The organism is Halorussus limi, assembly GCF_023238205.1.
Classification (GTDB): Archaea; Halobacteriota; Halobacteria; order Halobacteriales; family Haladaptataceae; genus Halorussus; species Halorussus limi.
Map to the genome: position 1 here is coordinate 40135 of NZ_CP096663.1, position 13712 is coordinate 53846.

The 13712-nt window shown below is 56.3% G+C and carries 14 protein-coding genes and 1 pseudogene; 5 read left to right on the forward strand and 10 right to left on the reverse strand.

Annotated elements, in window-relative coordinates:
* Positions 1–3 precede the first annotated feature (3 nt).
* Positions 4–417, forward strand: a complete 414-nt coding sequence (locus M0R89_RS23515; protein WP_368408910.1) for a winged helix DNA-binding protein — start codon at positions 4–6, stop codon at positions 415–417.
* Positions 418–671: 254 nt separating this feature from the next.
* On the opposite strand, the gene M0R89_RS22765 is transcribed toward M0R89_RS23515, so the two are convergent.
* Complete coding sequence (locus M0R89_RS22765; protein WP_248653221.1) at positions 672–974, reverse strand: DUF8011 family protein; 303 nt, start codon at positions 972–974, stop codon at positions 672–674.
* A 352-nt stretch (positions 975–1326) separates the two neighbouring features.
* Between M0R89_RS22765 and M0R89_RS22770 the strand changes: the two genes are divergently transcribed.
* From M0R89_RS22770 to M0R89_RS22780, 3 genes are all read left to right on the forward strand, one after another.
* Entirely contained in the window at positions 1327–2124 is a 798-nt protein-coding gene (locus M0R89_RS22770) for a hypothetical protein (protein ID WP_248653222.1), read from the forward strand.
* A gap of 300 nt (positions 2125–2424) precedes the next feature.
* On the forward strand, positions 2425–3099 hold the full coding sequence (locus M0R89_RS22775; protein WP_248653223.1) for a DUF7504 family protein: 675 nt from the start codon (positions 2425–2427) through the stop codon (positions 3097–3099).
* A gap of 2 nt (positions 3100–3101) precedes the next feature.
* Positions 3102–5174: a hypothetical protein gene (locus M0R89_RS22780; protein WP_248653224.1), complete on the forward strand. Its 2073-nt coding sequence runs from the start codon at positions 3102–3104 to the stop codon at positions 5172–5174.
* A gap of 235 nt (positions 5175–5409) precedes the next feature.
* Here the strand turns inward: M0R89_RS22780 and M0R89_RS22785 are convergent, their stop codons facing one another.
* The 4 genes and pseudogenes from M0R89_RS22785 to M0R89_RS22800 form a co-directional block, all read right to left on the reverse strand.
* Positions 5410–5754 (reverse strand): winged helix-turn-helix domain-containing protein, encoded by a 345-nt coding sequence (locus M0R89_RS22785; protein WP_248653225.1) that lies wholly within the window; start codon positions 5752–5754, stop codon positions 5410–5412.
* 355 nt (positions 5755–6109) lie between these two features.
* Positions 6110–6850 (reverse strand): YqcI/YcgG family protein, encoded by a 741-nt coding sequence (locus tag M0R89_RS22790; protein ID WP_248653226.1) that lies wholly within the window; start codon positions 6848–6850, stop codon positions 6110–6112.
* 67 nt (positions 6851–6917) lie between these two features.
* A complete protein-coding gene (locus M0R89_RS22795; protein WP_248653227.1) occupies positions 6918–7553 on the reverse strand; it encodes a DUF1989 domain-containing protein in 636 nt (211 codons plus the stop codon).
* Between the two features lie 1237 nt (positions 7554–8790).
* Positions 8791–9696 (reverse strand): annotated as a pseudogene (locus M0R89_RS22800) (cation:proton antiporter); the annotation flags it as partial.
* 57 nt (positions 9697–9753) lie between these two features.
* Between M0R89_RS22800 and M0R89_RS22805 the strand changes: the two are divergent.
* The gene (locus M0R89_RS22805; RefSeq protein WP_248653228.1) at positions 9754–10431 is read left to right on the forward strand and encodes an IS6 family transposase; all 678 of its coding nucleotides are present in this window, start codon (positions 9754–9756) and stop codon (positions 10429–10431) included.
* A gap of 704 nt (positions 10432–11135) precedes the next feature.
* On the opposite strand, the gene M0R89_RS22810 is transcribed toward M0R89_RS22805, so the two are convergent.
* The 5 genes from M0R89_RS22810 to M0R89_RS22830 all read right to left on the reverse strand — a co-directional run bounded on the left by M0R89_RS22810 (position 11136) and on the right by M0R89_RS22830 (position 13696).
* Complete coding sequence (locus M0R89_RS22810; RefSeq protein WP_248653229.1) at positions 11136–11489, reverse strand: hypothetical protein; 354 nt, start codon at positions 11487–11489, stop codon at positions 11136–11138.
* A 390-nt stretch (positions 11490–11879) separates the two neighbouring features.
* Positions 11880–12248: a hypothetical protein gene (locus M0R89_RS22815; RefSeq protein ID WP_248653230.1), complete on the reverse strand. Its 369-nt coding sequence runs from the start codon at positions 12246–12248 to the stop codon at positions 11880–11882.
* A 75-nt stretch (positions 12249–12323) separates the two neighbouring features.
* A complete protein-coding gene (locus M0R89_RS22820) occupies positions 12324–12521 on the reverse strand; it encodes a hypothetical protein (protein ID WP_248653231.1) in 198 nt (65 codons plus the stop codon).
* Positions 12522–12545: 24 nt separating this feature from the next.
* Positions 12546–13493, reverse strand: coding sequence for a Cdc6/Cdc18 family protein (locus M0R89_RS22825; RefSeq protein WP_248653232.1), 948 nt, complete (start codon positions 13491–13493; stop codon positions 12546–12548).
* A complete protein-coding gene (locus tag M0R89_RS22830) occupies positions 13490–13696 on the reverse strand; it encodes a hypothetical protein (RefSeq protein ID WP_248653233.1) in 207 nt (68 codons plus the stop codon). Before M0R89_RS22830 ends, M0R89_RS22825 begins: the two co-directional genes overlap by 4 nt.
* Positions 13697–13712: the final 16 nt, after the last annotated feature.

Sequence of the window (13712 nt, forward strand, 5' to 3'; positions counted from 1 at the left end):
TAAATGAATGTTTTGATTAAGATTAGCGGCAAGCGAGGTGATGGACTAAACGACGGCCTGGGAGAGTACCACGGTCGGTCGAGGCGAGAGGAACTGCATCGAGAATTAGAAGCGCTCGGCCAGACTAACACCGAGGACGGCCAATTCTCCCCCTGCCTCAATGAGCTAGTCGAGCGAGGCCTCGTTACCAAGACTGACCACCCGGACGACGCACGCGGGTTTACGTGCGACCTCACTGACGAGGGCAAAACCGTACTCACGCAGTTGTTCGTGGGGAACGCCATCTCGCTCGACATCGACTTTCCCGAGTCCTACTTGCCTGCCGAGCCGCCGCGCCCCGGAAGACGAGGTGTCCGGATAACGGGGTGGTCGGACCCAAACACGACCCGAGAGGGACGTATCTCTAGCCTAAACTAGCACGGTCGGCCCCGAACTGGATCCGTCACGACGTGTAGACCACCCCTGTGGGTGGCTCCTCGTGGCGGTGACATCGTACGCTTACTCGTACGTCTATCAGTTCCAGCGGTGTCCAGCGGTAGACACGGACGGGGTGAGCTGGGAGGGCTACCGCCAACAGCGTTTGTGGTCGGGGAACGTACACGAGGAGGATTCTTTTATCGCAGTTGTGCTATTCAGGGAAGAGAAAATTATTACGAGGGCAATTCTGACGGTCATCCGAGTAAGAACCCGGGAAGGAAGACGGTAGCGATGAGGCTACACAGGTACACAAGTATCGCCGTGAGACGAAGTACACCGGCTGTCTGTCGCTGGCTCTCCGGCCGTGATTCGGCGATGCCCTGCAGCGTGAATCCGACCCCCAGTATGAGTAGAAACAAGCTTGAATCCTCACTAGTGAGGATCCATGCGAGATATACGTACTGGCTCAGCAAGACGAGTGCTAGACCAAAATAGACGAGCGACACGGGACGGCCGTCCGGCTCACTGAACACGCGTTTCTTTATTGTAGCGCGCATGACATTCGAGTATTCGTTCAATCTGTAAGTCATTTTCTAGTTTCCCCTGAATGGTCCGTTGTTCGACTGTGAATCATTCTATGACACGCCCATTACGGCATGTCGTTCGTACAGGTTGGGCGCAAGGATTGTATCTGGTCGGCGGTGAAGAATCAGAGATATGGAGGGGGCGAGTAGAAATGGTCTCCTTTTGCAAAGTCTTGGGGTAGACTCGGACGATGTCGCCCATCACCAACCAATGCAGAGGTCGTTGAATTCACTCTATTGGTTAGCTTGATGGGGTAGTCACCCTCAGTAGTAGTTAGATTTTATAGAGCTTAGGGTGACGGTCTAGTTTGGGGAATGGTAACATATGGCTCGATACAAGGCACTGACGGCTATTTTTCTCGTGGTAGTAATCTCTGGGACAGCTACGCCACAGATGGGCCAGTCACAAGCCACGCCGGAACTGTACTCGTCGTGTAAGCGTCCGACAGCAGACGGTACGGCCGTACAGAATGATACACCAACGACGCCAGCGGACATCACCGTACGTGTGCTTCCCGACGAGCGGCAGATCGACGCAGACACCGAGCAGACATTGACGATTTGCGTCGTAAACCACTCGAACCAGACGATGTCGGGTCTCCTTGGCGTCTGGCATGCTGGCGATTCACCCACGATGCTGTATCTACTCGGCCCAGACGACTGTATCAAGAACGATAATTCGATTGGGGTCCGGCCAATCGGGCGCAGTGAGACTGAGGAGTGTGACGGCAGGTCGAAACGGGAGAAAGGAGTTGACGGGATTGAAGACGGCAACGTCATCTACAGCTATGACAATGGATTGCAACCGACTGACGTCGCCCAGTATACTGTGATCATGAACATCTCGAAGACGGGGACCTATCTTGTTCGCGCTAAGTATGGTCCCTCAGACGTTTCCGGAATCAAGCCCATGGATAGGGACGTCTCGCGAGTAACCGTCTACTGCTCCCCCGGATGCCTCTTCGACCGCCACCGCAACCTAATACTCACCGGGAGCGGTCTTCTCATCGGACTGATCGGCATTATTCCGTCCTCCAATCGTGCCCGCACTAGCTTACACCACGGTATCGTCCACGTCCACAACAGGCTCTGCAACACGCTCTGTGGCGACACCAATGAGTAACCAACCCGGTACAGACTTTCGGTAGTCGAGTTATCGTACGTCCACCACGCGACTTCGAGAGCGAGAACAGCAACTCTCATACCAAGACGGAATCGGTCGTAGATACCCGAATTGGGGAAAGGCGCCCATAGAATCTCGCCACTTGAGTGGGGTTGGAATGTATCAAACACATCGAAGAGGGGGAGTGGTGCCACGATGAACCAGTAAACTGTTCTCAACGCACCCGAGTTGGAGAGTACTTCGAGCGTATTCGACAAATAGAATATATAAGATTAAGTTATAGAGTTTGGATTCCGTAGTATGAAACTAACCCGTGGTAGCTGCCGGTTGTTTCGTGGGGGTGGTGAGGAAACTGCGCGAGTGTTTGCACAGCGTCTTGAGGAATTGAAGCAGACAGGGTGCAGTATTCTTGTCACGGGGACAGTGGACTCAGCGGGGTTTGCCGAACAGTTGTCGCTGTCGCTCGGAAATCAGACGTGCAAGCAGGTGTTGGTGTCGCCGTATCAGCTGTCAACTCCCGGCCAACTGCTGCCTGCAGGTATCTCGCCAGCTATGGACTCGGTTCGCGTGGTAACCGGCGAGCAAGCGCGGAGTACTGCATCGGCAGGACGTGCTGGTAGTGCGGACGACCTCGCGACGCTACGGGAGGCTGTTCTCGACGCGATCACCGACTTAAGTGACGAGTTCGAGTTAGCGGATAACGATCTTCGTGTTGGGGTGCAATCGCTCGGCCAGTTTAGTGACTGGGCGGATGGGCGTGGTGTGCGGCGGTTTGTGCAGGCGGTCTCGAAGTACGTCGGGCTTGTGAATGGGACGTTGTACTGTCAGCTCCGAGGTGACAGCACGCGCGCCAGTGAACTGCTTGATGTCGGACTGTTCGATGCACATATCGAGTTGCGGTCACAGCAAGAGTGTGTCGAGCAACGGTGGCACCTTCCCGATGAGGAGATTACGACGAAGTGGGTGTCGTTGTAGGTATGGCGCCGACGGTGACGGCGTTGGACGACAGGCCGGGCGTTCGAGTTGTCGATCCGATTGAGAGCGCACAGTTTGATCTGTGGACGGCGTCGCCAGTGAAGCCGGTGTCAGTCTCGCCGGACGTGTTCCGGTTTCCGGTTGGGAATGCAGTCGAGATATCGACGAGTCGGGTGGTGGTGCCGGAGTTGACGAGTATCTACCTACATGGCGAGGATGGGTTGGCGGAGACGTTTGACCCGTCGGATGGACGGCTTCGGGTTGAGGGAGCGCGGACACTCGAAATCAATAGTGCGCCGACGAAGCTCTATCTGCGGGTTGGGTGTCCGCTGGTAGTTACGCGAGAGGATTCACGGGTGGTGGTTCGGTTTGACGGGGTGGTTGCTGTACAGGTTGGGGTGCGGTCGTTGCATGACCAGCCAGCGGGAACGATTACGACGCCAGAGCGTCCGGAGGCTATGATGCGGGCGGTGTCGTTGTTGGGGTCGGCGTTGAAGACGACATCGCCGGAGCGGTCGTTTCCGACGTTGCGTGGGCACCCGCCATTGATCGAGACGGGGGACGTGTTTGCAGTGCCGGACGGCATCGAGCGGCCAGAAACGGGGGTTCGGGTGGAGATGCCTCCCGAGTATGAGTACGTGTATCCGGCGGTATCGCTGGCGTACTATCTCGGCGCGGAGGTCGTGCCGGGCACCCACCCACAACTGGTGACAGAGAATGGGTTCACGTATGATTTAGCGGGAGATATCGGGTATGAGCGGCGGGTTGGGCGTGTCCTCCGACAGGTGTTCGTATTGGATTGTGTGGTGCGGACGGAAGGCTACTACCAGATTGCGCTGCATGAACGCCACCGACTGGAGGAGCGACTGGACGTGGATGTTGGCTGGCTCTACGAACTGCCGCTGGCAGCGCGGCTTGAACAGTATCTCGACGTGCCGTATGACGCGGTCGCGGATGTGATTCCGGCGTGGCCGTTAACCGTCGATGTCGATCCGTCTATATCGAGTCTCGACGCGATGCCGTTTCTCGCTAACGAGTTAGCCGTTGTCCGGACGACTCCTGACCAGTCGGGATCAGCGACGCCGACACCGGACGTGATTACGGACTTCCAACGCACCGACTCCAACGCTGGTTCGGGGTCAGGGTCAGAGGGTGTGTCGAGTAGGTTTGTGACGCCGGAGCCGGTGTCGTTCGACTCGGTTGGTCGGGCATGGGTCGGAGATGGGGTACCGGTTGGCGTGAACAAACTCACGTCTGGGTCACTCCACCGCAGTCTCGACGTTGACCCAGACCCGTCACCAATCCAGATTCACGTCGTCTGCAACGATTCCGCGATGCAGGCCGAACGCGCTGTCTCAGAGTACTACCAATTGAACGAACGACACCAGTTCGATATCACCGTCCACACCGATGTTGAAACGGGGGAGTTACGGGCATTGCTCGAACAGGATGCGGACTTCCTCCACTACATCGGCCACGTCACCGACAACGGTATTGTTTGTCCAGACGACCACCTTGACACAGAGGTGCTTTCGAGTGTCTCGGTGAAAGCGTTCCTCTTGAACGCGTGCGACTCCTACGAGCAAGGCCTCCAGCTCGTCGAGGCCGGAAGCCTCGGCGGAATCATCACGCTCTCCGACGTTGCCGACACCGTCGCCACACGCGCCGGCACCCAACTCGCCCGCCTCCTCGCCGCAGGCCACACCCTCCACACCAGCACTACCGTCCTCCAAACCCACCTCCTCTCCGGCACCAACTGGCTCACCATCGGCAACGCCACACTCTCACTCTGCAACTCACAAAGCGGGGTTCCACTTTATCTCCGTATCTTGGAAGTTGAAGATGGCATATTCAAATCGGAGGTTTCTACGTTCGTATCACCGAGCCATGGACTTGGTTCTGCTATAAAATTACGTATCGACTCAAAGACTCGCTATTTAGTAAGCGGCAAACTTGACACGTTCGACCTCTCTAAGTCAGAACTCGACAAAATACTGGAAGGGGACATCATACCTGTTGATTACGACGAAGAGCGGTACTGGAGCGACGAAATTTCAGCGTCTGATTTGATTTAGGGGCCGGGGTGCGTATCCGCTAGTGGGCTGATATCGGTGGTTAGCAGGAATTGCGCTATCAGAAGGAACGCTGTGAATATGGTACTCATTACTTTTGGGTGGTTCCGTCCGAGTGTGGCTAGTTTCGATTGCATTGCACACGGAGTATACTCACCTACTGTAATACTATTAATGCATGAAATATGGAATTTGACAGCAGTTAGTGAAAACCCTCACCGAATTCCCCCGAATCTATTTATGATTCTGCGATGCCGTAGAAGTCCTCGATGGCGGTTTCGGTGTCGTTTTCGAGGGCGTTGAGTCGATCGTGATGGAGGTCTCGCCATTCTTGACCGACCCGAGCAAGCCCCGAGTCAGCTAGCTGGTAGCCGTCGATGCGGCCGAGGGACACGCGGTCGAGGATGCCGAGATCAACGAGGAAGTCTTTGTGTTGATGGACGGTTGACTCGTCGAGGTCGGACTCAGTGGCGAGTTCGCGGACGTTGAAAGCTTGGTCGGGATGGGCTAGCGCCGTCTCGACGATTCTAAGTCGTGCTGGATGGCCGTAGGTCTTCGTTAGCGGGCCAGCGTCACCAGTCATATCCGTTTCTGGTCACTCACCGCGACTAACCCTTGGGTTCTCCTACCGAGGGGCGAAGAGACTGCTGGAGTTGGAGATAGCGTCGGTAGTGGCCACCTCGGGGACGAGTACAGGCGAGAGCCTTAGCGATAAGTACTAACCTGTTCTGTTTATCGAGACAGGTTCTCGCCTATGATTTCTCTGTTACGTACTCTGCATTGGGTGTGTCACCGGCGAGTACCCATACGACATCGAGGGCGAGGAGACCGACCGCGACGTGACCCGGCCCCAAGTCGGCGAACCCGCGAGCGCCGGACTCGGGGACTGAAGCAACCGCTGGATCCATGGTCGAAGAGCGGTGGGGCCGCAGTTCGCGTCAGGCGGTCCAGTCGGAGACGGGAAATTCGTCAAACCGCTCGTCGTTCGAGTCCGGAAGCACGTACTGCTCCCACTCGTGGACGTCCGGGTCGCCGTAGTCGCCGATGTCCGGGTGTCGAGGAACGTCGTCGTAGTCGGCGAGTTGCTCGCGGATGATTCGGCGGGCGCGTTGACCCGCCTCGGTGTCACCCCCGAGTCCGTCGAACACCCACCTCGGCTGCACCGTGAGTTCGAGACCGTGGGGCGTGTACCTGCTGTGACGCCGCTCGTAGGCCGGCGTGCGGGCCACCACGAACATCGGTTCGCCAGCGTAACAGAACTCCCATCTGGTGTCGGTGGGGTCGCTCGGTACGTCCTCGGGCCACGGCTCCGGGTCGTGACGGTGGAGGTACGCGAGAAGCTCCCAAACCTCGTCTCGGTACTCCGCGACCGAGTGCTCTTCCTCCTGCGGTTCGAAAAAGATGGCCAGCGCGGTGACGTCGGCGATGTCCGGCGCTTCGTCGAGGTAGTCTGCGAGTCCGTCGGCAACCGTTTCCTTCCCGGCCTCCGTGGTCGCGGCGGGCGCGAACAGGTACCGGAGGTCGCCTTCTTGGTGGGCGTCGACCGCGAAGTAGCAGGGATACGGCATCTCCTCGTCGGTCATCGTCTCGTGAAACGCGCGGTAGCGTCGGGTCTTCCACTCCGCGAGTCCGTCGTCGATGGCGGACTCGATCTGAGATTTCGTCTGGAGACTGCTCACAACCGTACTAGAGTCGGCGACTGAATCAAACTCCCGGCCCGTCGAACCGGGCCGCGAGGACGATGGCTTACGGCCGGTCGTCGTGGACGGAAGCGAGGTCGACCACGGTTCCGTCGGGGGTTCGCAGGTCGATGGGCGTGAGCGTGGTTCCGCTGGCGACGCCCTTCGCCGAACACGCCGAGACCGCGACTATCGCGTCCCGCTCTGCTCGGAACGTCACCGCGTCGCCAGCCTCGGCGGGACTCTCGCGCACGTCGAAATACACTTGATCGGTGACCGTCGAGTGCTGGAAGAGGTTCATCGTATCGGGGACCGATGTGTCGAGGCCGTAGGCGTCGAGCGCTAGCGAGAGGTTTTCCCGACAGCCGCCGGGTTCGTTCTGATACCCTTCGCTGGTCGGGCGGTCGGTGAGCATCCAGTCGGTGCAGGGGCCGAACATGATGTCGTGGACGCCGCAGTCGTCTTCGGTGATGGTAAGCAACTTCTCGCCCGCCGTCGTGTAGAGCGCGTCTCCGGTCGAGATGCGGAGCTTGCCGTTGCAGTCGCGGGTGTACGACTGGGCGAACCTCTCCGCGGGGTCGTCGCGGACGAACGCCACGAGGTCGGCGACCTGTCGCGATTCCGGCGTGACGACCTCGAACGTCTCCCCGGCGTTGACCGCGAACGCACTCCCGCTCTTCGGTGGGATTCGATGGGTCTCCACGAGTGGGCCGACGGTCGCCTGAGTGAAAAATCACCGCCCGCCGGTCGCGTCGGTCGTTCATTCTAAGTCGTATATTTGTGTACACGGGGGTTCGCAAGACGTGTGCAATTCTCGGCAAGCGCTGGCGTTGACGCCTGACCAAGTGGCTACACCGAACTATGGTTTCACTGACGGCATTGGACGGGACTATAGAAACGGATGCTCTCTTGTCTCAAGCAGACTGTTCCCTTCTTGAGGCGAGCGACCCGAAATGGAAGCTGTGGATTCGCTTCCAGCTGCGGAGAATACGCTTGCCCGCGTCCAGAGTGCGGGAGCATCCAAGACAGCGAGGTCGGACTCAGTGGCGAGTTCACGGACGTTGAAAGCCTGGTCGGGATGGGCGAGCGCCGTCTCGACGATTCTAAGTCGTGCTGGATGACCGTAGGTCTTCGTGAGCGGTCCAGCGTCGCCAGTCAGGTCCGTTTCTGGCCACTCACCACGACTAACCCTTGGGTTCTCCCACTGACGGTCGACCGCCGGAGGCGGGGACAGCGTCGTTGATAGCGTCACTAGTGGTCGCTACTTTTTAGCCGACATCTGAGAGGACCTCGTCGGCGAGCGTGGCGAACGGCGAACCTGATGAACACCGAGGCACCCTCGTCAATCTCGGCTCTATGGCCTGCATGCTACTCCAGAGCTGAATCAGGTCAATATCCGCTTCCCAGAGGGATTGACAACTGTGTTTTCCACTAATGGGGGATGCCACAATGGTTTGGCGGTTGGATAGCGACGTGAAGTACCGTGCTCACGATTAACGAACGGCCGGCGATGAACTCCTGGCAAGAAACGTTCAGGGTTTTCTGAACAGCCCCGGCCAGGGTCGAGGTTGGTTGGTAGAAGACATGGTCGATATCGAACGACCGTAATTGCGGCACTGAACAGAGCAACAATTCGGGGGAATGTCGATTGTCTCCTGCAACAAGTGGGCTTAGATTAGTGGAGTAGTCAAGAACGACGAGCAATCTCGACAGCGTTTATAAGTAGTATGATAATGTGATTCCGGTGCGGGGTTAATCGAGAAATAACCGGTACAAGATTGGATTCTCTGTCAATTCCGCTGGTAGGTGTCTCGAAAACGTTGATTTCCAACTGACTCCGGTTCCACCACGTTTAATTGAAATCTATTAGACAGTACTGCGAAACGTCCTTTAGTGTTACAGGCTTGAATCTCAATCGTCGGCAAGTTGTCCACGTTTCACTACTTTATGCGAGGAACGATAATCGACTCCATCACGTCCGAGTATTGCATCAGCGTTGTCCCGACAACACTCATAACGAGCACATAACCAACGGTAAAGGCATATATCATCTAGGATACATCATCAGCTAGCGTTGCACCTGAAAGAGCTAACGTGGCTATAATGAGTGAGAATTCTCCGCGTGTGGTCATTCCAAGGCCTACTCGTGTCGAACAACGTGCATCTAACTCGTAGATTCGGCCTCCCAAATAGCCACTGAGGAGCTTTGTCGGTGTTGTCACGAGAACGGCACCGAGAATGAGTATAATTACATCGCCGAACAGTAGCGGATTGGTTACTAACCCGATCCAGAAGAAGAACACTGCGGCAAAGACGTCGCGAATCGGCTCAAGGAGCTGTTCAAGCTGTTGAACGTGATCGGTTGAAGAAAACGCCATTCCGACGAAGAACGCGGCAACCGCTTCGCTCACTCCAAGCGCAAGAGCCGCGCCGGCAATCACGACAGTAATCCCGACGGCGCGGAGAACAACAAATTCGTTGGAGTCCGCGTCGAGGATCCATTGGAAAAACGGAGTACCGAAGTAAACGACAAGAACTAGCGCGACGATGAATCCCACTGCGATTCCCATTGACTGAATCGCCTCAGTTACATCGCCACCACCGAGGAGAAGTGCGGAAACGATAACGAGGTAAATTGCGATGACAAGGTCTTCGTAGACGAGTGTACCGAGTAAGGGACCAGCCTCATCGTTAGCAATCCAGCCAAGGTCAATCAGGGACTTGGAGATGATTGCTGACGAGGAAATGTACACGATTCCTGCGACAAGAAAGGCTGGAAGAAACGACCGGAAGAGCGCGTAGCCCAACACGAGGCCGACACCAAAATTGATCACTAAATCGACTGTTCGGCACCGTCTAGTTAGCGTGGTTTGAGAAGTGAGCAGGTTGTAGCGGTTGTGTCCATGCAAGCCGCAAACCTGCTCAAAGAGACGTTAGATACGGCTACTCTTGAATGTTGGCAGCGGGAGCGGACGGCGAACGCCCTGACGGGCGTCGCCGTCCGTCTCCACGCTGCTGGCTGTTCGCTCAGAGAAACAGCAGCAATTCTTGGACTTCTCGGCGTTGAACGGACGCATGGAGCGGTTTGGAACTGGGTACATCGGCTGGCTGACAGCGTTGGCGACCCGCCGTCGGCGACGCCGACGCGGGTCGCGGTCGACGAGACCGCTGTCCGGATTAACGGCGAGTGGTCTTGGGTGTACGCTGCAATTGACCTCGACACGAAGGTGCTGCTCGATGTTGCCTTGTTTGGACGACGAGGCACCGATCCGGCGGCTGCGTTCCTCCACGGCCTCACCCAGAAACACGACTGTTCACAGGCTGTGTTTCTAGTTGATGGCTTTGGCTATCTGACTGCCCTCCCTCGATTAGGATTGAGCGGTCGGCTCGACTACACCGACCGAAACCAGATCGAAAAGTGGTTTCATACCCTCAAAATGCGGATCGACCGCTTCCATGCGTCGTGGGTGGGCAGTCGGCGGAGCGTCCGCCAGTGGCTTGCGTCGTTCGTCCATTACTATAATTTCCAGCGACCGCACCAAGCACTCGATGAACGCACGCCAGCTGAAGAGGAAAACTAGACAGTGCCACAAAAACTCAAACCTCCTGCAACACACATATATTCTAGATTTCAATTAGATGTGCTGGATGAGTTAGATCTCTCGACGATTGGTGATCAAACTGTTTCACAGTATACCTGTCAGACGTTCACTGAGGATGAGATCGTATACGAATGGGAGCGAGAAACTGAGACGTTTATTGTAGAATTCCAGAAAGAGGGAGGTGTATTCCAAGCTAAATGGTTCTCCGATTCTGAGGAGAAACCATTTCGGTCGGAATACTACGAACAGAAAGATGGTGCTGTGAAGGCTCTAACCCGATGGGCCTATCGTCCTCCAGAATCCGCATATTCGTCTTATTAGTACAGGACTCAAGAAATCCAAGCAATAGACTCCTATGGCCTACAGTACCAGGAAAACATCCCCCGCTTCCGCCCGACCTACTCGACCAATTCGTACCGTTCTAACGATTACAGATATCGCCGTTACGTCGTCGGCCGCGTCGTGATGTTCGGCTCCTCGTGTCGCTCTACGAGGAGGTCGCGGTCGGCCAGCACGTCCACCCCGTTGATGACGAACACCAGATGCTTGACTAACTTACGCCCAAGGCGTACAGCTCGTCAAGCGCGTCGTCGAGGCCGTGGTTCGAAAGGTCGGCGTAGTCGGTGAGCAGAAAGTAAATATCGCGTTTGAAGGCGTTGTAGCCGTGGAGAGTAGGATTTCTACTATTCAGAAGTTGGTTGTTCGCTCAGTTTACTCCGTAATGTATCACCGCAGTTAGCGCACATCCGACTGAGATCCTCCCTCTCAAGTTCTTCCACCGATACCAATTCCCCTTCGGTAGGGTCGAGTGTCCGATTACAGACCACCCGCACCGTCTTTTCGTCTTCGTATCCCTCGGTCCAGCGAACGTGGACGAGATGGTTTTTATATTGGACTTGTTCGTTGCTTATAACGTCGGTATACGTATCGTCCCGGAATTGAACGTACCACTCCTCGTGCGTGGGTTTAGCTTGTCTCTTTTTAAATTTCTGAACCCAGTCTACTTCGCCATCGGGTTCACTATCGTCTACCATCATTGAATCTCCAACAAAGAACCAGTATAAATACTCTGGTTGAGGGTCCGACGCTTCGGACGATTTTTCTGCCTTCTACGTGATGCTCTCGACATGACCGACCAAACTCAGATATTTCTCGCACCTGTCTCGAACGACAACGCCTAAAAACACCTCCAACAGACGGTCATTCAGGGCGTCTCGGCCGGTCTCTATGAGGACTACACTGATGGTGACCACGGTGATCTCGCGGCGATTTGGGGAATCTCACGCGGCGGCGCGGACGGTTAGTGTACGTGTCTCACTCGTTCTCAACCTCCGGCAGGTTGCACATCAGCGCCGCGACCTCCAAGAGGTCCTGCTCTAGGTCGGCGTACTCCTCGCCGACTTCGGCCAGCGTCAATTTACCCAAGCCTATGGGAGTAGCCTACAAGATGTCCGCATCCTCAGAAGACTTGATCTCCCATCCCAGTCCTGTGCCGCTCGACGAATCCCGTATTTCCGGTCGGCGATACTGAGCATTCGACTTTCGAGACTGTCGATGTACTCTTTCAATTCGTCCTCGGTCTCAATTACATAGTAGCCGTTTCCTCCAGAAGCAATCGGGATGTTGTCTTCGAGAACGAGTTCTCGGATGATCGCTCGGGTATTCGGAAACGAACCGATATCGTCGACTCCGATCTGGTCGTTTATCTCTCGGGACGAGATTTGGTCGTCTGACCCTCGATGGTCAAGGATGATGTCTTTGACTTCCTCTTTGGCATCCTGCTCACTTGCCGACATGGAGAGCGGTAGTATCTCCTTACTAATAAAAATCTAGCGGATTAAATATGAGAATCAGACTTCGAGATCGACGCTTCACCGAGTTTCGTAATAGTGAGACTTCAGTTCCTTCCGGAGTAACTGAGCGAGGAACTCGTTCTCTGCATCCTCTGCTCGGTGAACAGCCTCGACGAGTGCCCCGTCTAGCTCAGCGTCCTCAGGACGTTCGTATTCCCGATCACTCGGAAGGTCAATCTTGAGGCATGTATCGTCTGCCGTAGCGGTGATGGCCATATCAGTAATAAAATATTCCACCTACTAGTTCTTTCGGTTATTTATCACTAGTTTGGATTGCCCGATTCCCGCAAGAAGCCCAACGAAGTGCGACAACGTATTCATCCCACCCTCAAACCACGGAAACGCCAACAATCCTTGCGTTACCCAGACCGCGGCGAAGAACCCTACCACGAGTAGCCCAACCGTCACGGTCTGCCCGCGTAGCCAGCACCTGTTTGCATCCCATCCAGGATATCGTACTGTCGCTTGACCTTCTTGACGAGTCAGACTGCGTACACCGTTGGGAGGAGGGCCAGCAACACAATCAGCGGACTTACCAAATACTGGCAACGCGATACCAAAGCGCGCGTCCCCGGCCGCGAGGTCCGCAATGCAGTGCATCATCGCGTCATCAGCCCCACCATGCTGGAGGCCCGCCTCGACGCGGCCGCGAATGATGTCCACGCGTTCGCCGTACTGGTACTTGGCGAGGCGAATCTTCGTCGCGGTCCGTATCCATGATTGTACACGGCTTTCCGCGTCGCGAGGAAGTCGTCTTCGTCCACGCAGACCGTGAGCATCGTAATGTTCGGCTACTCGTAGAGCGACACGAGGAGGGTCGCGGTCGGCCAGCACGTCCACTTCGTCGAGGTATGGGAGTCGAGCGAGGTACCGACTGGTCGAGGCGGACGTGAGCAACATGTCCCGACCGATTCCGGCGTCCCGAAGCAGGGCGTGCATTGCGCCGGTCCGAAATGCAGTTGACGTAGCCGGTCCGGACGTCGAGCGTGGTGCTTTGAGCTGGCCGACGTTGTACTGGGCGAGCGTGGTCTTGCCCGACCTCAAGGGGCTGGTGATGAGCGCGTTCTCGTCAGAGAGGCTCATCCGAATTGGCTTGAGGTAACTCGACAAGTGTTCAAGTTCGCCGTCACGGTGATGTAGTTCCGACAGGACGAAGATCAGGCGGAGCGCACGGGCGTCGGTAATCATGGGTCGGCGCTCGCCTCGCGGAGGTCGAGGAGTTCTTCTTCGGGGAAGCGTAGCCTGCAAGTCTTGCACTTGTACTCGTCCGAGGTGGCTAACCCCACCCACGAGAAGTGGACGTTGGGGCAGCGGTAGCGCCACGGGTCGCCGGTCGGCGACTTCTTTTCACTCGGTTCGACACTCTTAGTAGTGGTCGGTTCCGTTGACATACTGTCTGCTCTCCGG

What these genes read in the sequence shown, in the direction of transcription:
- M0R89_RS23515 (WP_368408910.1), top strand. Translation starts at nt 4, where the DNA reads ATGAATGTTTTGATTAAGATTAGCGGCAAGCGAGGTGATGGACTAAAC.
- M0R89_RS22765 (WP_248653221.1), bottom strand. Translation starts at nt 974, where the DNA reads ATGCGCGCTACAATAAAGAAACGCGTGTTCAGTGAGCCGGACGGCCGT.
- M0R89_RS22770 (WP_248653222.1), top strand. Translation starts at nt 1,327, where the DNA reads ATGGCTCGATACAAGGCACTGACGGCTATTTTTCTCGTGGTAGTAATC.
- M0R89_RS22775 (WP_248653223.1), top strand. Translation starts at nt 2,425, where the DNA reads ATGAAACTAACCCGTGGTAGCTGCCGGTTGTTTCGTGGGGGTGGTGAG.
- M0R89_RS22780 (WP_248653224.1), top strand. Translation starts at nt 3,102, where the DNA reads ATGGCGCCGACGGTGACGGCGTTGGACGACAGGCCGGGCGTTCGAGTT.
- M0R89_RS22785 (WP_248653225.1), bottom strand. Translation starts at nt 5,754, where the DNA reads ATGACTGGTGACGCTGGCCCGCTAACGAAGACCTACGGCCATCCAGCA.
- M0R89_RS22805 (WP_248653228.1), top strand. Translation starts at nt 9,754, where the DNA reads ATGCAAGCCGCAAACCTGCTCAAAGAGACGTTAGATACGGCTACTCTT.
- M0R89_RS22810 (WP_248653229.1), bottom strand. Translation starts at nt 11,489, where the DNA reads ATGATGGTAGACGATAGTGAACCCGATGGCGAAGTAGACTGGGTTCAG.
- M0R89_RS22815 (WP_248653230.1), bottom strand. Translation starts at nt 12,248, where the DNA reads ATGTCGGCAAGTGAGCAGGATGCCAAAGAGGAAGTCAAAGACATCATC.
- M0R89_RS22820 (WP_248653231.1), bottom strand. Translation starts at nt 12,521, where the DNA reads ATGGCCATCACCGCTACGGCAGACGATACATGCCTCAAGATTGACCTT.
- M0R89_RS22825 (WP_248653232.1), bottom strand. Translation starts at nt 13,493, where the DNA reads ATGATTACCGACGCCCGTGCGCTCCGCCTGATCTTCGTCCTGTCGGAA.
- M0R89_RS22830 (WP_248653233.1), bottom strand. Translation starts at nt 13,696, where the DNA reads ATGTCAACGGAACCGACCACTACTAAGAGTGTCGAACCGAGTGAAAAG.